This is a genomic window from Enterobacter sp. 198 (assembly GCF_009025585.1).
GTDB classification, from domain to species: Bacteria; Pseudomonadota; Gammaproteobacteria; order Enterobacterales; family Enterobacteriaceae; genus Enterobacter; species Enterobacter ludwigii.
Genome location: NZ_WCIM01000030.1, coordinates 631449 through 651137, shown reverse-complemented (window position 1 = coordinate 651137; position 19689 = coordinate 631449). Strand labels below are relative to the sequence as shown.

General features: G+C 49.8%; 18 protein-coding genes and 3 tRNA genes. 5 read left to right on the top strand and 16 right to left on the bottom strand.

Annotation, left to right across the window (positions count from 1 at the left end; translation table 11 throughout):
- Positions 1-10: 10 nt before the first annotated feature.
- Positions 11-1159, top strand: coding sequence for a lactaldehyde reductase (gene fucO / locus F8561_RS21375; RefSeq protein WP_151887918.1), 1149 nt, complete (start codon positions 11-13; stop codon positions 1157-1159).
- A gap of 269 nt (positions 1160-1428) precedes the next feature.
- Here fucO and F8561_RS21370 read toward each other — a convergent pair.
- The 6 genes from F8561_RS21370 to uvrY all read right to left on the bottom strand — a co-directional run bounded on the left by F8561_RS21370 (position 1429) and on the right by uvrY (position 4965).
- Positions 1429-1515 (bottom strand) — tRNA-Leu (locus F8561_RS21370).
- 11 nt (positions 1516-1526) lie between these two features.
- Positions 1527-1600: transfer RNA gene (locus F8561_RS21365), tRNA-Cys, on the bottom strand.
- 46 nt (positions 1601-1646) lie between these two features.
- Positions 1647-1722: transfer RNA gene (locus tag F8561_RS21360), tRNA-Gly, on the bottom strand.
- A gap of 152 nt (positions 1723-1874) precedes the next feature.
- On the bottom strand, positions 1875-2423 hold the full coding sequence (pgsA, locus tag F8561_RS21355) for a CDP-diacylglycerol--glycerol-3-phosphate 3-phosphatidyltransferase (protein WP_014170706.1): 549 nt from the start codon (positions 2421-2423) through the stop codon (positions 1875-1877).
- A gap of 56 nt (positions 2424-2479) precedes the next feature.
- The gene (gene uvrC / locus F8561_RS21350) at positions 2480-4312 is read right to left on the bottom strand and encodes an excinuclease ABC subunit UvrC (protein ID WP_014170707.1); all 1833 of its coding nucleotides are present in this window, start codon (positions 4310-4312) and stop codon (positions 2480-2482) included.
- Positions 4309-4965, bottom strand: coding sequence for a UvrY/SirA/GacA family response regulator transcription factor (gene uvrY, locus F8561_RS21345; RefSeq protein WP_013096026.1), 657 nt, complete (start codon positions 4963-4965; stop codon positions 4309-4311). Before uvrY ends, uvrC begins: the two co-directional genes overlap by 4 nt.
- Before the next feature lie 466 nt (positions 4966-5431).
- On the opposite strand from uvrY, the gene F8561_RS21340 reads away from it, so the two are divergent.
- On the top strand, positions 5432-5656 hold the full coding sequence (locus tag F8561_RS21340) for a DUF2594 family protein (protein WP_003859644.1): 225 nt from the start codon (positions 5432-5434) through the stop codon (positions 5654-5656).
- Positions 5657-5722: 66 nt separating this feature from the next.
- On the opposite strand, the gene sdiA is transcribed toward F8561_RS21340, so the two are convergent.
- The 10 genes from sdiA to F8561_RS21290 all read right to left on the bottom strand — a co-directional run bounded on the left by sdiA (position 5723) and on the right by F8561_RS21290 (position 17074).
- Positions 5723-6445, bottom strand: coding sequence for a transcriptional regulator SdiA (gene sdiA / locus F8561_RS21335; RefSeq protein WP_050737002.1), 723 nt, complete (start codon positions 6443-6445; stop codon positions 5723-5725).
- Between the two features lie 221 nt (positions 6446-6666).
- Positions 6667-7419, bottom strand: a complete 753-nt coding sequence (tcyN, locus tag F8561_RS21330) for an L-cystine ABC transporter ATP-binding protein TcyN (protein WP_014170709.1) — start codon at positions 7417-7419, stop codon at positions 6667-6669.
- On the bottom strand, positions 7416-8084 hold the full coding sequence (tcyL, locus tag F8561_RS21325) for a cystine ABC transporter permease (RefSeq protein ID WP_014170710.1): 669 nt from the start codon (positions 8082-8084) through the stop codon (positions 7416-7418). Before tcyL ends, tcyN begins: the two co-directional genes overlap by 4 nt.
- A gap of 20 nt (positions 8085-8104) precedes the next feature.
- Entirely contained in the window at positions 8105-9091 is a 987-nt protein-coding gene (gene dcyD / locus F8561_RS21320) for a D-cysteine desulfhydrase (RefSeq protein WP_126487925.1), read from the bottom strand.
- A gap of 107 nt (positions 9092-9198) precedes the next feature.
- Positions 9199-9999, bottom strand: coding sequence for a cystine ABC transporter substrate-binding protein (tcyJ, locus tag F8561_RS21315; protein ID WP_151887917.1), 801 nt, complete (start codon positions 9997-9999; stop codon positions 9199-9201).
- Between the two features lie 86 nt (positions 10000-10085).
- On the bottom strand, positions 10086-10637 hold the full coding sequence (gene fliZ / locus F8561_RS21310; RefSeq protein ID WP_014170713.1) for a flagella biosynthesis regulatory protein FliZ: 552 nt from the start codon (positions 10635-10637) through the stop codon (positions 10086-10088).
- 54 nt (positions 10638-10691) lie between these two features.
- A complete protein-coding gene (locus F8561_RS21305) occupies positions 10692-11411 on the bottom strand; it encodes an RNA polymerase sigma factor FliA (protein ID WP_014170714.1) in 720 nt (239 codons plus the stop codon).
- Positions 11412-11580: 169 nt separating this feature from the next.
- A complete protein-coding gene (locus F8561_RS21300) occupies positions 11581-12384 on the bottom strand; it encodes a glycosyltransferase (RefSeq protein ID WP_149376756.1) in 804 nt (267 codons plus the stop codon).
- 68 nt (positions 12385-12452) lie between these two features.
- Positions 12453-16130 carry a glycosyltransferase gene (locus tag F8561_RS21295; RefSeq protein ID WP_149376755.1) on the bottom strand — a complete coding sequence of 1226 codons (3678 nt, stop codon included), beginning with the start codon at positions 16128-16130 and terminating at the stop codon, positions 12453-12455.
- A 92-nt stretch (positions 16131-16222) separates the two neighbouring features.
- Positions 16223-17074, bottom strand: coding sequence for a flagellin domain-containing protein (locus F8561_RS21290; protein WP_025203814.1), 852 nt, complete (start codon positions 17072-17074; stop codon positions 16223-16225).
- Positions 17075-17440: 366 nt separating this feature from the next.
- Between F8561_RS21290 and fliD the strand changes: the two genes are divergently transcribed.
- From fliD to fliT, 3 genes are read left to right on the top strand one after another with little or no spacing between them, the layout of a single operon-like run.
- Positions 17441-18877: a flagellar filament capping protein FliD gene (gene fliD, locus F8561_RS21285; RefSeq protein WP_149376754.1), complete on the top strand. Its 1437-nt coding sequence runs from the start codon at positions 17441-17443 to the stop codon at positions 18875-18877.
- A 9-nt stretch (positions 18878-18886) separates the two neighbouring features.
- A complete protein-coding gene (gene fliS, locus F8561_RS21280) occupies positions 18887-19297 on the top strand; it encodes a flagellar export chaperone FliS (protein ID WP_025203812.1) in 411 nt (136 codons plus the stop codon).
- Positions 19297-19671 carry a flagella biosynthesis regulatory protein FliT gene (gene fliT / locus F8561_RS21275; RefSeq protein ID WP_025203811.1) on the top strand — a complete coding sequence of 125 codons (375 nt, stop codon included), beginning with the start codon at positions 19297-19299 and terminating at the stop codon, positions 19669-19671. Before fliS ends, fliT begins: the two co-directional genes overlap by 1 nt.
- The last annotated feature ends 18 nt before the right edge of the window (positions 19672-19689 follow it).

The following is a 19689-nucleotide window of genomic DNA, read 5'->3' as shown; positions in this document are numbered from 1 at the left end:
GAGAAATGCCATGGCGAAAAGAATGATTTTGAACGAAACGGCCTGGTTTGGCCGGGGCGCGACAGGGATGCTTTGCGATGAGGTAAAGCGTCGCGGCTATCAAAAAGCGCTGATTGTCACCGACAGGACACTGATACAGTGTGGCGTGGTGGCGAAGGTCACGGATAAGCTGGACGAGGCGGGGTTGGCCTGGGAAATATACTCCGGCGTGCTTCCTAACCCGACAATCGGAATAGTACAGGAAGGGTTGGGTGTTTTTCAGAACAGCGGCGCAGATTACCTTATCGCTATCGGGGGCGGCTCACCTCAGGATACCTGTAAGGCAATCGGCATTATCAGCAATAACCCGGCGTTTAAGGATGTTCGTAGCCTTGAAGGCCTGTCCCCAACCCGTAACCCCAGCGTACCCGTTCTGGCCATTCCCACTACAGCCGGAACAGCGGCTGAAGTGACCATTAACTACGTGATCACTGATGAAGAGAAGCGGCGTAAATTTGTTTGCGTCGATCCGCACGACATTCCGCAGGTCGCTTTTATCGATGCAGATATGATGGACGGTATGCCGCCAGTGCTGAAAGCAGCAACCGGCGTTGATGCGCTGACCCATGCGATTGAAGGGTATATCACCCGGGGCGCATGGGCCTTGACCGATGCGCTACACATCAAGGCGATTGAGATTATTGCCGGCGCACTGCGCGATTCAGTCAAGGGCGATCGAGATGCCGTCGAGGCGATGGCGCTGGGCCAGTATGTTGCCGGCATGGGCTTTTCCAACGTTGGCCTGGGGCTGGTTCACGGTATGGCGCACCCGCTGAGTGCTTTTTATGACACACCGCACGGCGTGGCGAATGCCATTTTGCTGCCCCATATCATGCGTTACAACGCTGACTTTACCGGCGATAAATTCCGCGATATTGCACGGGCGATGGGCGTGAAGGTTGAAGGGCTGAGCCTTGCGGACGCGCGCAATGCTGCCGTGGATGCCGTCTTCAGGCTTAATCACGATGTGGGCATCCCGCTCCGTCTGCGTGAGGCTGGAGTACAAAAAGAAGATATCCCGATGCTGGCCCAGGCGGCATATGATGATGTCTGTACTGCCGGCAACCCACGGGAAGCGAGCCTGGCAGATATTAGCGAGCTGTACCATACCGCCTGGTAGTGCGACTGCGTTACCCGGTTTAGAGGACCCTTCTGGGCCGGGTGACGCAGAGAGACAGTGCCATCAGTATTTAAAACCGTGATTTCGCAGCTGACGACCGACGCCAACAGATCCTATCGGTAATGGCCATTGTTGGGCATGATTGCCCTCTTATGGTTGCGAAGTTGAAGGGTGAAACTAGGGTATACGGAGAAAAACAGGCACAAAAAAACCACCTTTCGGTGGTTTCACGACACTGCTTATTGCTTTGATTATTCTGCTTTTTCCCATGGTAGCCGGAGTGGGACTTGAACCCACACAGCGCGAACGCCGAGGGATTTTAAATCCCTTGTGTCTACCGATTCCACCATCCGGCCAGGGAAGAAAGTGGAGGCGCGTTCCGGAGTCGAACCGGACTAGACGGATTTGCAATCCGCTACATAACCGCTTTGCTAACGCGCCGTAAAACTTTTTTACGCGACACCCGCTATTGCGCATGTCTTTAATCTGGAGCGGGAAACGAGACTCGAACTCGCGACCCCGACCTTGGCAAGGTCGTGCTCTACCAACTGAGCTATTCCCGCATGTCATCAAGTTAACTTCTAACCACTTGATTTCATTATCGTCCGGCTAGCTGTGCCGCCGTTCGATGCGTTGCATTCTACTGATATGACGGTATGAGTCAACGTTATTTTTTGCATCCCCGGATCGTTTGCTGAAAATTACGTCGAAACGATCACTGATCAAGCAAATCGCCGCGGGCAGCGTTTAAATATTGCAGCATAGACCACAGCGTCAGTACCGCAGCAACCCACAGCAGCCCAATCCCCGCCCACTCAACCCAGGCGTTTGGACGCCAGAGCATCCAGACCAGCGAGGCCATTTGCGCGGTGGTTTTCACTTTACCAATCCACGATACCGCGACGCTGCTGCGCTTACCCAGCTCCGCCATCCACTCACGCAGCGCAGAGATGATGATCTCACGACCAATCATGGTTGCTGCAGGCAGCGTTACCCACCACGTGTGGTAGTGCTCAGCCACCAGCACCATCGCGATAGCGACCATGACCTTATCGGCGACCGGGTCGAGGAAGGCACCGAAGCGGGTGCTTTGGTTCCAGCGGCGTGCCAGATAACCGTCAAACCAGTCCGTAACCGCAGCCACCAGGAAAATCAGTGCACAGGCAAAAGGGGCCCAGACGACTGGCAGGTAAAACGCCAGTACAAAGAACGGGATAAGCACAACGCGAAAAAGAGTGAGCAACGTAGGGATATTAAATTGCATAATGACGGTAACTGTTTGTTGTCAGTAAAATTTAGCTCTATGTTGCTACAGAGCCCTCAATGTTTCAACGAGTAGTAGATCTTTTCTGCCAGCGCTTGCGAAATACCCGGCACTTTTGCAATTTCCTCCATGCTGGCATTGAGTAATCCTTGCAATCCGCCCATATATTTAAGCAACATCTGCCTGCGTTTTGGCCCGACGCCTTCGATGGTCTCAAGCGTACTGGTGTTTTTTACCTTCGCCCGTTTTTTCCGGTGCCCGCTGATGGCGTGATCGTGTGACTCATCGCGGATATGCTGGATAACATGCAGTGCCGGAGAATCCGGCGGCAGGCTGAAGCCCTCCCCTTCCGGTTCGAAGAAGAGCGTCTCCAGACCGGCTTTACGATCGGCCCCTTTTGCCACACCCAGCAGCAACGGATGGTTTTTATCCCAGCTCACATCAAGTGAGTCAAAGACCGCTTTCGCCTGCCCGAGCTGCCCTTTCCCGCCGTCAATCAGTATCACATCCGGGATTTTGCTCTCTTCGATGGCTTTACCGTAGCGACGGCGCAGCACCTGGTTCATGGCTGCATAGTCATCACCCGGCGTGATCCCGGTGATGTTATAGCGACGATATTCCGCGCGCAGCGGGCCGTTAGCATCAAACACCACGCAGGAGGCCACGGTCTGCTCGCCCATCGTGTGGCTGATGTCGAAGCACTCCATCCGTTTAACCTCCGGCAGCTTCAGGAGCGTAGCCAGTGCCGTTAAACGCTGGTGGACCGTCGATTGCTGGGACAGTTTTGTAGTAAGCGCCGTCGCCGCATTGGTCCGGGCAAGCTTCAGGTAACGCGCGCGGTCACCGCGCGGTTTGGTCTGCACGTTAACCCGACGACCAGCCAGTTCTGACAGCGAATCCGCCAAAAGCGTTTTATCATCGAGATTGAAATCAAGCAGGATCTCCGATGGCAGCGTGCGCATCTGACTCCCCTGCAGATAGAACTGCCCGACGAAGGTTTCAACCACCTCACCCAGCTCCGTCCCCCCCGGCACTTTCGGGAAATAGCTGCGGCTCCCGAGCACTTTACCCTGACGAATAAACAGCACATGCACGCAGGCCATGCCGGCGTCAAAGGCAACGCCGATCACGTCGAGATCGTCACCGGTGTTCGAGACAAACTGTTTCTCAGTGACTCTGCGCACCGCCTGGATTTGGTCGCGGATCCGCGCGGCCTCTTCGAACTCCAGCGCTGCACTGGCTTTCTCCATCCGGGCAATCAGCTGCGTTAATACCTGATCGTCTTTCCCGGCTAAAAACAGGCGCACATACTCGACCTGCTGCGCATACTCGTCTTCACTCACCAGTCCGGCAACGCATGGCCCCAGACAGCGGCCAATCTGGTACTGCAGACACGGGCGCGAGCGATTGCGATAGACACTGTTTTCACACTGGCGAACAGGGAAGATTTTTTGCAGCAGCGCCAGCGTCTCACGTACGGCATAGCCGTTGGGAAACGGGCCGAAATATTCACCCTTGGCATGTTTTGCACCGCGGTGCATAGCAAGCCGGGGGTGCGTATCGCCGCTCAGGAAGATGAACGGATAGGATTTATCATCGCGTAACAGCACGTTGTAGCGCGGCTGATAGAGCTTAATATAGTTATGCTCAAGCAGCAGCGCCTCCGTCTCGGTATGCGTGACGGTAACATCAATATTCTGTATGAGTGCGACCAGTGCTTCGGTCTTACGGGAGGCAAGGTTACTGCGAAAATAGCTGGAGAGGCGCTTTTTGAGATCTTTCGCTTTCCCCACGTAGATAACCGTACCGCCAGCGTCATACATACGATAGACGCCAGGCTGGCTGGTTACGGTTTTCAGAAATGCTTTTGAATCGAACACATCACTCACTGACTTAACAACGTCTCCGCATTACATAAACCATGCCGGATGGCCAGATGAGTCAGTTCAACATCACCATGAATGTTCAGTTTGCTGAACATGCGATAACGATAGCTGTTCACCGTTTTCGGGCTAAGATTCAGCTGTTCCGAGATCTCATTTACCTTCTGACCTTTGGTGATCATCAGCATAATCTGCAATTCACGCTCGGACAAACTGGCAAACGGCGATTCCGTTTTCTCGGGTTCGATCTGACTCAGGGCCATCTGCTGAGCAATGTCGGAAGCAATGTAACGCTGTCCGGCAAACACGGAACGGATAGCATTGACAACTTCCTGCGGCGCGGCACCTTTACTCAGGTAACCGGCAGCACCCGCCTGCATCACTTTCGCGGGCAGCGGGTTTTCAGTATGCACGGTCAGCATGATGACTTTTGTATCAACAAAGGTACGCGCGATTTTGCGGGTTGCTTCAAGACCACCGATACCGGGCATGTTCATATCCATCAACACCACATCGGCTGAATTAGTGCGGCACCATTTTACGGCATCTTCGCCGCAACAAGCCTCACCAGCAACTTTAATACCTTTTATATCTTCAAGAATGCGTCGTATCCCTGCGCGCACCAGTTCGTGGTCATCAACAAGAAGGACGTTGATCAAAGGAAATGTCTCCAGAATAGGGATAACGCTACTGAGTGATAATTTGGTTTATATTAACGGTTTTCCTCACAAGATTAAAACGTTAAAAAATCGGCTATTCGATTTCGCTCTCGTTTTTGGAAATTAGGCTGTACAGAACGTGGAAAGAGAGCCCGCGCCACCAGGGCTTGTGCAGCTTTTTTTAAGCATCTGTATTCAAAAAGTTACAAAAAACCTGTCGCCTGAGTCCGTAAAAAAACAGTTCTTAAATTTTTGTAACAATAATTAACGGCAAGCGAACCGGGTATAAACAATTCGTCGCTATTAACGCCGCACAGTTTAGCGGCGCGCGTTGTTTACGCAAATAAACATCCTGTGTAAAAGTACGAAAAACAACCGCTGCATTTTTTGCTGCGCCTTGTGGTATACTCCGCCGCCTTGACTTTCATCGTCGCGCACGAGCGCCGTTTTATAATGAGGAAAATAAATGAGCACACCTGAATTTGCCACTGCGGAGAATAACCAGGAACTGGCACAGGAAGTAAACTGCCTGAAATCGCTGCTAACGCTGATGCTACAGGCGATGGGCCAGGCTGACGCCGGTCGTGTGATCATTAAAATGGAAAAACAAATCGCGCAGATGGAAGACCAGGCTGAATCCGCGGTATTTGCCAACACCGTTAAGCAAATTAAACAAGCCTACCGCCAGTAATAAAAAACGGCTGGATGCGGTGCATTCAGCCGTTGCCTCGTCTGACACGCAGAACGTACTCTCTACTCAAATAAGCCCGGTCGCCGCCGCGTAACACGCGATCTGCGTCTTGTTAGGCGCATTGAATTTCTTCTGCATATTCTTCTGATGAAAGTTAACCGTATTCTCTGAGATGGAGAGAATGATCGCAATTTCCGCCGAGGTCTTCCCTTCCGCGGTCCATTTAAGAATTTCCCGTTCACGTTTGCTGAATTTCATCTCAGGCGGCATCACCATCTCATCTTCAAATCGAATCAACGATGTTAAGGCCACTTGCACCAGCAGTTGTAACCGCAGCTCTATTTCCTCGTGGTCTAACGGGCTCTCCAGCATGCTAGTACGAGAAACCGACAGAAAACCGAGAGCATGATTCGGCAGCATCAGACACTGCGTTATTCCTGTACGTAAGCCGTGCTCCCGTGCGCTATGCCATAATTCCTCAGCATCCGCGAATAATTCGTCAGTCCAGGGTAAATGCCCCTGGATGAAATTCTCCGGTTTTAACACCGGGTCAATGGCGAAATAATTCTTCGACTGATATTGCGCCTGCCACTGTGGCGGATAAGTGGTATGCACAGAAATCTTAGGCCGCGTAAAAGGCACGGGATGGCGTACGCAGAGTGCGTAATAATCGAATTCTAGCGCCTGAGTTTGTCGCTGAAGTTCCTGATATACCTCGTCGGTACAGGTCAATTTCTGAAACCGGAGGGAGCATTCCCGTCGCCAGGTGAAAAAGTCTGAATCCTTCATACTTACTAAATGAAGCCTCTGAAATGATATTCATTATTATGGTGAATATAACCTAACACATAAAACTTATTTCTAACTACAAAATATCGGCAACAGCACAATTAACTTTACGTTTGATAAGGTTTATTGGGCCTGAGCGGAATAAAAAAACACGGTGTCGGGCGCAGGGGGAGAATAATTTGCCCCAGATGAATTTTCTGGAGCAAATTAGTGCAAAAATTCTACTGCATGAGGAATTTTTCAAGGAACTGACGGGTTCGCGGCTGCTGTGGGTTGGCAAATAAGTGTTTTGCCGGCCCCTGCTCCACGATCCTTCCCTGATCCATGAAAATGGCGCGGTCCGCCACATCACGAGCGAAGCTCATCTCGTGGGTAACGATAACCATTGTGCGTTTCTCCTGTGCCAGCTGGCGGATGGTGTTCAGCACCTCTCCCACCAGCTCAGGGTCGAGCGCAGAGGTCGGTTCATCAAAGAGGATCACATCCGGGCGCATCGCCAGCGCGCGGGCAATCGCCACACGCTGCTGCTGACCACCTGACAGGCGGCGCGGGTAGCTGGTTTCTTTACCGGCCAGCCCGACTTTTGCGAGCAACTCGCGCGCGCGAACCGTCGCGTCCTCTTTGGCTTCCCCTTTTACAATGACCGGGCCTTCAATGATGTTCTCCAGCACCGTCCGGTGTGGGAAGAGATTGAAGTTCTGGAAAACAAAGCCCACATGCTGGCGCAACTGGCGAATCAGACCTTTTTGCTGGCTGATGGATTTGCCGGTATCAATCGTAATGTTCCCTACCCGAATCGTGCCTTCTTCAGGCTGTTCAAGCAGGTTGATGCTGCGCAGCAGCGTTGTTTTCCCGGAACCACTCGGGCCGATAATGGCGACCACTTCACCCTGCTCAACCTCCAGATCAATCCCGTGGAGCACCGTTTGACCGTGGAATTTTTTCACCAGGTTTTTAACGTCGATAGCACTCATTTTGGATCACGCTCCTGGCGGTTAAGCTGGTTTTCGAAATAGTTTTGCAAGGCGGATAACACTGTCGCCATTACCCAGTAAATCAGCGAGGCCGCCAGATACATGGTGAACACTTCCAGGGTGCGCGAGGTAATAAGCTGCGCCTGACGGAACAGTTCCGGTACCTGAATGGTGGCCGCCAGCGACGTGTCTTTCACCAGGCTGATAAAGCTGTTGCTGAGCGGCGGAAGCGCCACACGCGCCGCCTGAGGCAGAATGGCTCTGCGCAGCGTTTGCCAGGGCGTCATACCGATACTGGCCGCCGCTTCCCACTGCCCTTTATCAATGGACGAGATTGCCGCACGCAGCGTTTCAGAGGTGTATGCCGCCGTATTGAGCGACAAACCAATCATCGCCGCCGGGATCGGATCCAGCTCAATACCAAACTGCGGTAAACCGTAGTAGATCATAAAGAGCTGGGCGATAAGCGGCGTGCCGCGAAACACGGAGATATAAAAACGCGCCACCCAGCGTACTGGTAAGACGGGCGACATACGCATTAAGGCCAGCACAAACCCGAGTACCAGACCGAAGAACATCCCGCCAATACTGAGCTGTAACGTAAATACCGCACCTTTAAGCAGGTACGGCAGGGAATCAATAACCAGTTGAATACTTTCTTGCATTATTATTTTTCGACCTGATTTTAGACATGAGGATGGTAGGCAAACAGCGCAGGTGCCCCGCCGGTGTGAACAAACAAAATCGGCCCTTCATCCTTAAAGCGCTTCTGTTCAATGCCATCGATAAGACCGGCCATCGCTTTGCCCGTATACACGGGATCAAGCAGGATACCCTCGAGGCGCGCCAGCAATTTCACCGCGTCCATCCCCTCTTCATTAGGCGTGCCGTAGCCTGGTGCAAAATAGTCGTCCCAGAGCTGGATATCAGCCGTTGCCTTCAACGCCAGTTGCTCTGCCACCGCCTGCTGTAAGGTGACCACTTTCGGCTTCTGGTCCGCGACGCTACGCGATACCGTCACGCCAATAAGCTCGACATCGGGTAATAATTGCTCCAGACCAACGGCCAGCCCTGCGTGGGTACCTGCACTGCCGGAAGCAACAACGACAGAGGAGAGATTGACCGCGCCCTCGCATTGCTGGGCAATCTCCAGCGCACTTTCCACATACCCCAGCGCGCCCAGCGCATTCGAGCCGCCGACAGGAATAACGTAGGGACGAAAACCCTGCGCTTCCAGACGCGTCGCCAGTTCATCAAGTTGTGCGGTCGGGTCGGTTAATGCCTCGACCATTTCGACTTGTACGTTAAACAGATCCAGCAGCAGACGGTTGCCGTTAGTCAGATAGTTTTCTGCTTGCGTTCCAATTGGGTTTTCCAGTAATGCCACACAGTGGAGACCCAGCTTTGCGGCCACCGCGGCGGTCTGGCGGACATGGTTAGACTGAATGGCACCTGCGGTAATGAGCGTATCCGCGCCTTCACGCAGGGCGTCAGCGGCCAGAAACTCCAGCTTACGCAGCTTATTGCCCCCCATCGCCATCGGCGTTACGTCATCGCGCTTAATAAAAATATCGCGTCCTAAATAGTCAGAAAATCGCGGCAGATACTCCAGCGGAGTCGGCGCGCCGATAAACTCCAGGCGGGGAAAGCGCGTTAAATTCTGTAGTGACATGGGTTCTCCGGTAACACAGACTCAAGGTGATATTTTTCATTATGCACGCAGACGCGTAAGAAATAAAAAAGGCGCTTTTAAAAGCGCCTTTTTTTAACGTCAAAGACTTATTTCGTGACGTCTGCCCCGAACCACTTCTCAGAAAGGGCTTTCAGGCTGCCGTCTTTTTGCATGTCAGCAATCGCGGAGTCAATCGCTTTAACCAGGTCGTCGTTGCCTTTACGAACGGCTACACCGGATTCCTGACGAGAGAACGCATCACCGGCTACCGCCAGGGTATTGTTGGTTTTCTTCACCAGATCCAGCGCGGCCAGACGGTCAACCAGAATCGCATCAATACGACCTACGCGGAGATCCTGGTATTTTGTCGGGTCATCATCGTAAGTGCGGATATCCACACCCTGAACGTTCTGGCGCAGCCACTCTTCATAGTTGGTTCCCAGACCGACACCGACTTTTTTGCCTTTCAGGTCAGCGGCCGTTTTGATGGTGCCTTCGTTACCTTTCTTCACCAGCGCCTGGATACCGGACACGGTGTACGGCGTGGAGAAATCATACTTCTTCTTACGCTCGTCAGAAATGGTCACCTGGTTAATCACCACATCAATACGTTTGGAATCCAGCGATGCCAGCATACCGTCCCATTTGGTCGGTTTGATGGAGGCTTTCACGCCAAGGTGTTTCGCCAGTTCCTGTGCAAATTCCACTTCAAAACCGGTGAGTTTACCGTCATCGCCCTGGAAGCTGAATGGAGGATAGGTTCCTTCCAGCCCGACCAGCAGCGTACCGCGCTCTTTCACTTTATTCAGCAGATTTTCTGCGGCGAACGTTTTCACGCTCATACCCGCGACCAGCGCGACTGCCATTACACCCATCAGCGCCTGACGAGCCAGAAGTGCTAATTTCATAAATACCCCGATATAGTGGAATTTTTGAGTAGTGTAGAGAAATCACCTGCAAGGTCAAAGGCGACTGCGCTACATCTTATTCTTTTTTAATATATATCAGAAGTTGTTCCAGCGTGGGCTTTCTGCTTTATCACACCCGGCATTTGTACCTTATATTGTGCATACTTGCGCAGCGCAATGCGGTAGTTGTTGGTGCTGGTCGCAGGCAGCCACGGCTCAAGATTCTCATCCAGATAGCCGGTCTTCAGCAGATCGCGGGAGATGTTGTTCACGGTGAGATGTTGTCCGAGACGGCGCAGGCGGACGACATATTCGCGTACGGTTCCGTGGCTCATCTCCGTTTGTTCAAACAGGAATTGTTTGAAGCCGATAATGTCGAAGAAGTCGCTTTGCTCTTTGCAGTGGAGATCACCGCAGAAACGGCAAAGCGCCACCCACTCTTTTTGTTCTTCGAGCCATGCTGCTTCATCCATCAACGTGTCGAGGCGTGAAATCGCGATCTTATTAACGATTTCGCCTCGACGAACCAGCGTGATACGATCGAGTAACTTGTTACAGTGGGCGCAATGCGTCTGGCTGTGTTTAAAGTCTTTCAGGTAGCGGCTTAAAGGCCGTCTTTTAGATTGCTGCACCGTCATGATAACTCCTGGTTGTCAATACGTTGTGCGGCATTTTTCAGGTGAATCAATCACCTATAACTTACCCAGCTTTGTGCGTAAACGTTTAATGGCCTGGCTGTGCAACTGGCTCACCCGAGACTCCCCCACTTCCAGAACAGCGCCAATCTCTTTGAGATTAAGCTCTTCCTGATAATAGAGGGTCAACACCAGCTGTTCGCGCTCAGGTAAAGCCTCAATCGCTTCCATTACGCGCTGGCGTAAATTACCTTCCATTAAATGGTGTAACGGGTTTTCTTGCTGATGCTCATCCGTCACCAGCTCGATGCTATCGCCATGCTCTTCTCGCCACTCGTCATAAGAGAAGAGTTGGCTATTATTGGTATCGAGCAACATCTGACGATACTCTTCAACAGCAATGCCAAGACGTTCCGCCACTTCTGTTTCCGTTGCGTTACGTCCCAGTTCCTGTTCCAGCTGCCCCATCGCATGCGCCACTTCGCGCGCGTTGCGGCGAACACTGCGCGGCACCCAGTCGCGGCTGCGCAGCTCATCCAGCATCGCACCACGAATACGCTGAACTGCGTAAGTCGTAAATGCCGTTCCTTGCAGAGCGTCGTATCGGTCAACTGCATTCAATAACCCGATACCGCCCGCCTGTAGCAGATCGTCAAGTTCCACGCTCGCCGGCAAACGCACCTGGAGGCGCAATGCTTCGTGACGCACCAGTGGGACATAACGCTGCCACAGCGAGTGTTTATCCATTACACCTTCAGCGGTATAGAGTGAATTCACGATAAACAGCCCTGCGTTAGTTGAGTTATCGGCATGATTATCCGATTCTGCAGGGCGTTCAATTGGATGAATAATGGGTGAAATGAGGGGTTATTTTGAGATTAGAACAGGAAATTCTGCAGCCAGTCGTTTTTCCACTACTGGCTTGCTGAATGTTTTATTGTACCCTTTAGTGTTTAACTGCATATTTGCTATGGATTTTTTCCAGTATCCGGGTAACTTTCTTTGTGTTCTCAATAGTAATATCTGCAGGCAAGAAACCACGCTTTTGTTTAAACCGTTGCAAAGCAACTGTAACTATTGCTCTGAAAGTGAGCTCGCCTGAAATTGTAGATTGCTTAGTGCTCCATCCCTCATCGCCAATATAGTCTTGTGAATCTGCTATATCTGCAAAATAACCGAACGGAGGATGCATGCCGGCATCTATGACCGCAATGGTATGGTCAACATGTTCAAGCGCATTATAGAAACGTTCGTCCATGAGCCCCACCGTATCAAGCGCCAGCGCGGTGTAGTAGCTAAATGCCCCGACACAGGAAGGGAACATAAATAGTTTTTCACCGGCATAATCGCAGCGCATCCGCACGAGTGGCTGCCCCTGCTGATTAACATTCAGTAACCCATGCTGACTAAAATTGAAGTGTTGTACCCCTGTGAGACGGGACATTTCAATGTAGCGATGAAAAACATCATTCCGTTTGACAAACAAGTCATCCTCAATGAGGAAATAGTGATCAACGCCCTTTTCTCGCAGGTAAGATAGCGCCAGATTTTTGCTGCCCCCTACCCCAAGATTCTCTTCATTCAAAATATAGTGGCAATCCAGAGCTGAATACTCAGGGAAATGTTGTCCATCATTAATAATGACCAGTTCATCTATACATTGGCGCGGAAGAGAGTTTAATAATTTAAGCAAACCGTCTTTACGATTATAAGTGACGATCCCCACACCAATTTTTCCACCCTGATACATACATCATTTACCTATTCTTCGTTTCAGACACCGCCAGTTTCTGGCGCTCTTCCGCTTGGGTACAAGCATTAGCCTATCCAGGCGCGCTGCCAATCATTCAGACCGCCCTCTCTTAACATCCAGTCGCGATGCACTGCTTTGCGCAGTTCTTCACCAGCCCTGTCAAGCGCGTTCCAGTCGTGAATGTATTCACGAACAGCAGAAATCCACGCTTTAGGCGTATTTTTTACCCGATGAACGGGCAGGCCACAGCGATAAGGCTCGATATCCGTGCAGATAATGGGGAATCCGCAACTTCCCAGTTCTAAGAGACGAAGATTACTTTTACATTCGTTAAATCGATTCTGTTCGAGCGGGACCAATGCCAGATCAAGGTCAAGTTCACTCAGCTTTTGCGGATAATGCTCAAAAGGCACAGGCAAATGGAATTCGCACGCGACGCCCTCAGGCTTCATCCCCATAAACACCCATTCCACTTCATCTTTTAATTCAGAAATGATCGGTAATAATATTTCGAGATCGCCCGTATGGCTCGCCCCCCCCGCCCAACCTACACGCGGTTTTTTACCGCGGCGCTTAGCGGACTTGAGGTTCCCCCACAGTTCCATATCCAGGCGATTTTTAGCCACGCGGATATCCGAATGAAAACGAGAATAGGCTTCAGCTAACGGCTCAGTTGACACGACAACCCAGTCAGCCAGGGCCAGAGCCGAGGTCAGTCGATTCTGGATGTCTTTTGGTACATTCTCCCTGAAGATATTTTTCTCCGGGACGTCTAAATAGTAATCATCAAATTCCATAATAATTTTGGCATTACAGACCTGACGATAGCGTTGTACTGTCTGGGGAATATCATCGGCGATAGGCACTTCAAGAATCAGGCGATCGGGCTGAAACTGCGCCACTTCCATCACCGTAGGCAGGCCGAGGATCAATCCGCCATCAGCCTTCAACTCTTGCTGAAGCGCACCAAGAGGTTTAATGACGCGATAATTACCGCATCCGGTCCAGTTAATGTGGGTACCCATGATCACAGGTAACGGCTTTCCTGGCAGCGCATGCGGTAAGCGCGACATGCGGGTGTTCAGGCTAAATGTCGACCCGAGACGATTCATATTTGGATTGTAATAAGGATCACGCGCCAGTTCTGCTCCCCATTTCTCCAACAACGCATCATTGCATGCTTCATCCGCATGTGTAGCGACTGCAAATTTTTCAGGGAACAAACGCGAAGCTCCACCAAGGTGCTTAACTCGGCTAAACGGTGTCCACAGGGTGATATACCCTTGCGCTTTCGCTTTTAATGCCAAATCAACGTCAGCGTAGTAGATCGGGAAATTCTCTTCGTCGAATCCGCCAAGCTCATCAAATACGTCTTTACGCACCATCATGCATGCGGCACTTACTGCATGAGCGCCCCGAGGGATTTTCAGTCGGCTAAGGAAGCCACTGTCATCCGGAGAGCTCCCTTTCCCACAGACAATCACGCCGTCATTGATGCCTGTAATATACCCACCATGCTCCAGCGTACCATCCGGATATTCAAGTTTACTCCCGACAATACCGACTTCCGGGCGTTGAGTGAGTTCGAGTAAAGCCCCCATCCAGTTGCCATCGTGAATTTCAACATCATTGTTCATGAACAACAGGTACTCACCTGTTGCATAACGGCTAGCGTAGTTGTTGATAGCGGCAAAGTTGAACGCAGCATCCCAGCGCAGAACTCTAATTTGCGCCAGCTGCATCGACTCCAGCTGATCCAGATATCTTCTCGCATCCTCATCGGTTGAACCATTATCAACAATGATAATTTCATACTGATGGTACGCCGTTTTCTCCATCAAAGAATCAATACAGCGTTGGAGCAATACCAGACGGTCCTTGGTCGGAATAATCACCGACACCTTCGCGATGGCGGGGAGTTGATACGTCACGAACTGGACGCCAGGCTCTTCGCCGGATGCGATCGTTGCATGTATGCCGCAGCGTGAGAGATGTGCGGCGGTGATGATTTTCATTTCATCAATGATAGCGGGGTTTTTACACCATTCGTTCATACTGATGGCTCTGGCGATCAACGCCTCAGGAATATGACCGACCGCGAACTGTCCTTTTTCTTCAATTAATTTCCAGCAAAGATCGATATGACTGAGATATAGGCAGTCAGGATTAAATCCATTGTGGCGACGTAATGCATCTATAGAAATAAAGACACTGGAGCCGATATAAGGATGCGCACGCAACATATCTATATCGCATTCCGGCTTCAGAATTAAGCCATCTTCCTTATCATCACGAATAACGAGTTCATCAAAATACCAAAACTCCTTCTGCGGATCCCGCATGGTAAACTCGGCACAGGTAAGTAACGCATGCTCTTCCAGGGTATCGCCCGACTCCATAATGAGCAAATTAGCGGATGCGATCCCGTCCACCGCCAGATTCAGATCACCCACGAAGCGTATTATCGGATCGTCAGTAATACAATGCGATGGTTGCTTTCCTACTACAATGAGTGAGTCGGCGCTTAATGTCTGGTTATTAACAGAGCGTAAACTCGCATGCAGCTTATCGCGGTCGCCCTCACGATCGATGATTATGACCGAAATACTAGCGCAGGCAGGGAAAGACTGAAGCAACGTACCTATAATTGCGGAACGCAATGGCGTCGGTTTTCTTTCATTCATCCAGCTACTGACTGACCGCGTTGTTTCTTCCCCGAAACTGTCCATAACCTTGCGGTGAAACTCGAGATTGCGGTGCTGTTCTTGCGAAATCTTTAATACTTTTGGCGCAGGCAGACGATCGAGTATCCGTCCAACACAGGAGTCTAAAGAAAGCTGCGCGTTTGCTTCAGCCCGGTATTCCCAGGCCCAGTGGGCTGCCTGCGAGTAACCGTCAAGGATCTCTTTTATCCAGCGGTTTCGGTTAACGATTTTGGGAGCACCTGTCAGCGCAAAATGATAATCATTGCGTTCCAGCAGGTTTGCTTCTGTCAGATAACCGTGTGAGGAAATACCGTCTGATATCAAAACCGGTATCCCCATACTCATGGCAAGTACAACTCGGGCTTCATCACCAATAATAAGCTGATATTGTGACAGCAGCTCTGGCGTTACAGGACCAGGCGCAGAGTCGAGATTATAGTAATCCAGTTCAATATTTCTGGTCTGGAATGACTCGATGAGCTCAACTAAATTTTTATTATATCCAGTAGAGATCAGCAGTGCTTTTTCGAGTTTATCAGTGAAGACACCTGTGGCAGATGCAAATTGATTATTAACAGTGAGCGGGAAAATCTTGATGCGCGGTTGTTTAATTCCCTTTTCAACTAAGCGGACATAACTGGCGGTAGAACAGGCAAAACTGGTGGTGGAAAGCGCATTTTCCACATCAGCGCCGTAGGGTAAATCATAATCAGCATAACTGTAAAAGTGATGGAAGAAGACCCTGGAAACCCAGTCTCCTTGCATAAAAGTCGTGTTCAGCTCGGCGGGAATATAGCCGTTAAATATCCATATCAGATCGTAGAAAGCGTGCAACTTACCATCGGGTTGTTCCAACAAGCGAATGGTTTTATTTTCATTTATAATATTCAAATTGTTGAGCCAATACCGACCCGTGGTTTTGGCAAAAACATCGACCTGCCAGTTGTGACGATGAAAATATTCTATCAGATCAAAAAAGATACTCTCGTGTTGACCGTAGTGTTCAAACCTGTCAATGGTAAGTAAAATTTTGCGCATAATATTTTCAAGTCTATCAACATTTAAGTGGAGTTGGGCAATATAACAAAAACCCGGCAACGCCGGGTTTTTGAATATCAAGGGCGTAAGAATTAACGCAGCAGAGACAGCATAGACTGAGGAACCTGGTTTGCCTGAGACAGAACAGAAGTACCAGCCTGTTGCAAGATCTGTGCTCGTGACATGTTAGACACTTCGGTTGCATAGTCAGCATCCTGGATACGAGACTGTGCTGCAGACAAGTTAGTTACTGAGTTGTTCAGGTTGTTAACGGTAGATTCGAAACGGTTCTGCATTGCACCCAGGTTGCTACGTGCACCGTCGATACCTTTAAGAGCAGTATCAACTGCATCAATAACCGCTTTTGCAGTGGTGTTGTCGCTGATAGATGCCGTGCCGCCGGACAGGGCAGTACCGGATGCAAGAGAGCTGAGCTTAGCATTGATCAGAGAGTCAGAACCGATGCTGATGGTATCGCCAGTTTTGGTGTTTGCACCAACCTGAATGGTTACGCCGCCGCTCTGAGAACCATCCAGCAGGTTTTTACCGTTGAAGTTTGCAGCACCTGCGATACGGTCGATTTCAGACAGACGCTGGTTGATCTCGGTGTTGATGGAGGTCATGTCAGTGTCTTGGTTGGTGCCGTTTGCTGCCTGTACAGACAGTTCACGGATACGCTGCAAGTTGGTGTTAATTTCGTTCAGGTTGCCTTCAGCAGTCTGAATCATAGAGATGCCATCGTTGGCGTTACGAGCAGCCTGAGTCATGCCCTTGATCTGAGAATTCATGCGGTTAGCAATCGCCTGACCAGCAGCATCGTCTTTAGCGCTGTTGATACGCAGGCCAGAAGACAGACGCTCAATCGCGGTACCCAGAGCAGACTGAGATTTGTTCAGGTTGTTCTGAGTAGACAGGGATAACAGGTTAGTATTGATTACTGACATAATTTAATTCCTTCAAATTGGATTCTAGGGTCGGTGCTTAACACTCACGGCGTCTCTCACCGTCAAAAAGGTTATCGACGAACGTTTTGAAGACTTTAGAATTTTCATTGATTTTTTTTTAATTTTTTGATTTTAAAGACATAAATTCACATCGTCATACCAAAAAAAGAATGGTTTATGGTGTTCAGCCTTTTAGGGCCATAAGCAATATCCCAGGGCTGCATCCTTCATACCGTTAACGAAGAGGGTATATGCTGAGGAGAATACCGCTTATTCAGCCGATAATTTTCTTAGCTAATGGTTAAACTATTTTCCTATGCCGCCGATAACTAGCTGAAACTACCATTGACTAAAGGAAACAATCTAATGGCAAGTGCAACAATCAGTAGTCTTGGCGTAGGCTCAGGTTTGGATCTACAGACGCTCTACACGAATCTTGAAAACGCTGAAAAAACAAAATTAACGACAATAACGAATCAGCAAACCTCTTATAACGCGCAGCTCAGTGCGTTCAGTAAGCTGCAAAGTGCGATGCAAACGCTCAATACCGCTACTGCAGCGCTTTCTAAAACTGACACATGGAACGCAACAGCCGTAGGATCAACCAATAACTCCTTCACGGCAACCACAGCCACGGGCGCCACCGTCGGTAGCTATACCGTTCAGGTCAAATCGTTGGCAAAAGCGCAGGTGCTGACCACTGCCAGCCAGACTAGCGCGACCTCGCAACTTGGCACAACAACGGGTGGAACCCGTACTATTACCATTGGACAAGCAGGCTCGACAAAGCCGTTAACCGTTACACTTGATGATTCCGATACCTCGTTAAATGGAATCGCTAGTGCGATCAATAAAGCGAACGGAAACGTAACGGCTACGGTCATTAAAGCGAAAGACGGTGACTACACCTTAATGCTGACATCAAAAACATCTGGTACAGCAAATGATATGACGGTGAGCGTGACGGGCGATAGCACATTACAGAGTATCATTGGATATGATTCATCAACCCACACAGGGGTGATGAATCAACAAACGGCATCTCAAAACTCGCAAGTTATTATCAACGACATTACGATTGAGCGTTCAACTAACACTATCACTGATGCACTGCCGGGTATTACCCTGAGCCTAAAAAATGAAAGCACGAGCAGTGAAAATCTGAATGTTACCCGCGCTGCTGACACCACTCAGAAAGCCATCACTGACTGGGTAACGGCTTATAATGCTTTACAGTCGACAATTACGTCCGTCACGAAATATGTAAAGGTTGATGCCGGTGAAAGCCAGTCCGCAAATAATGGCGCTTTAATTGGCGATAGTACGGTACGCTCGGTGCAGTCACAATTACGTGGATTATTAACTGAGGTGCAGTCAGGCTCTTATGCAATCCTGGCTCAACTGGGTGTGACACAAGATACTGCCACGGGTGCAGACGGTTCGTTAGGCAATCTTAAAGTTGACTCGACCAAATTGAGCAAAGCGTTAACGGATAATCCAGAAGCGGTCCAGGAATATTTTACAGGCGACGGGAAGACAACCGGGCTTGCGACACAAATGGGCACGACGCTCACCAATATGTTGAGCACGACCGTCGGTAAAGAAGGGATTATCAAAAATGCGACCGACGGTATTAACACGACCCTGAAAACGCTTGATAACCGTTATGATGCGATGGAAGCCAACATAGAAGCCACAATGGCGCGATATAAAGCGCAATTCACTAATCTGGATACGTTGATGAGCAAAATGAACAATACATCTACCTATCTGAAACAGCAATTCAGTTCTTCCAGCAGTTAAGGAATATTTATGTACTCACAAATTGGTGCGCGTGCATATCAACAAATTGGTCTTGAAAGTGCGGTAATGAGTGCAAATCCGCATCAACTTGTGACCATGCTATTTGACGGGGCACTCAGTGCCCTTGTCCGTGCCCGGCTTTTCCTCAACGAGAATCGTATTGCCGAAAAAGGTGAAGCACTGTCGAAAGCAATAAATATCATCGACAACGGTTTAAAGGCTGGCTTGAATATGGAGATCGAAGGTCCGCTTTCCGCGAACCTTGCAGCACTGTATGACTATATGATTCGTCGTCTGTTATATGCTAATTTACGTAATGACGAAGGGGCTATCGTCGAAGTTGAGGAATTATTGAATAACATTGCTGACGCGTGGAAACAAATTGGCTCTAATGTCTCCTCTCACCAGGATAATCTTTAATGAACACCCCCAACTCTGTACTTAGCGCCTGGCAGGCGCTACATAACCTCAGCCTTTCCATGCTTAAGCTGGCTAAAGCCGGTCAGTGGGACGATCTAATCACACATGAAATTACTTATGTTCAACTTATTGAACATATATCGCAGAATCCGATAACATCAGCACCGCAGCTTCATATCGAACAGGCCAGATTGTTGCTTGAAAATGTGCTTAAAAATGAAAGCGAACTTAAAGAGTTACTGGCTATGCGCATGGAAGAGCTCCGCCATCTTATTGATCAAACCGGTAAACAGCAATCCATAACATCTACTTATGGAAAGCTGTCAGGAAATATTCTTTATCCAGAAAGTTTGACCCGCGACACACAATTATGATTTCTTCATCCATACTCC

Excerpts from the sequence above, each read along its gene's own strand:
- fucO (WP_151887918.1), top strand. The coding sequence starts at position 11 with ATGGCGAAAAGAATGATTTTGAACGAAACGGCCTGGTTTGGCCGGGGC.
- pgsA (WP_014170706.1), bottom strand. The coding sequence starts at position 2,423 with ATGCAATTTAATATCCCTACGTTGCTCACTCTTTTTCGCGTTGTGCTT.
- F8561_RS21340 (WP_003859644.1), top strand. The coding sequence starts at position 5,432 with ATGAGCACACCTGAATTTGCCACTGCGGAGAATAACCAGGAACTGGCA.
- sdiA (WP_050737002.1), bottom strand. The coding sequence starts at position 6,445 with ATGAAGGATTCAGACTTTTTCACCTGGCGACGGGAATGCTCCCTCCGG.
- tcyN (WP_014170709.1), bottom strand. The coding sequence starts at position 7,419 with ATGAGTGCTATCGACGTTAAAAACCTGGTGAAAAAATTCCACGGTCAA.
- tcyL (WP_014170710.1), bottom strand. The coding sequence starts at position 8,084 with ATGCAAGAAAGTATTCAACTGGTTATTGATTCCCTGCCGTACCTGCTT.
- dcyD (WP_126487925.1), bottom strand. The coding sequence starts at position 9,091 with ATGTCACTACAGAATTTAACGCGCTTTCCCCGCCTGGAGTTTATCGGC.
- tcyJ (WP_151887917.1), bottom strand. The coding sequence starts at position 9,999 with ATGAAATTAGCACTTCTGGCTCGTCAGGCGCTGATGGGTGTAATGGCA.
- fliZ (WP_014170713.1), bottom strand. The coding sequence starts at position 10,637 with ATGACGGTGCAGCAATCTAAAAGACGGCCTTTAAGCCGCTACCTGAAA.
- F8561_RS21300 (WP_149376756.1), bottom strand. The coding sequence starts at position 12,384 with ATGTATCAGGGTGGAAAAATTGGTGTGGGGATCGTCACTTATAATCGT.
- F8561_RS21295 (WP_149376755.1), bottom strand. The coding sequence starts at position 16,130 with ATGCGCAAAATTTTACTTACCATTGACAGGTTTGAACACTACGGTCAA.
- F8561_RS21290 (WP_025203814.1), bottom strand. The coding sequence starts at position 17,074 with ATGTCAGTAATCAATACTAACCTGTTATCCCTGTCTACTCAGAACAAC.
- fliD (WP_149376754.1), top strand. The coding sequence starts at position 17,441 with ATGGCAAGTGCAACAATCAGTAGTCTTGGCGTAGGCTCAGGTTTGGAT.
- fliS (WP_025203812.1), top strand. The coding sequence starts at position 18,887 with ATGTACTCACAAATTGGTGCGCGTGCATATCAACAAATTGGTCTTGAA.
- fliT (WP_025203811.1), top strand. The coding sequence starts at position 19,297 with ATGAACACCCCCAACTCTGTACTTAGCGCCTGGCAGGCGCTACATAAC.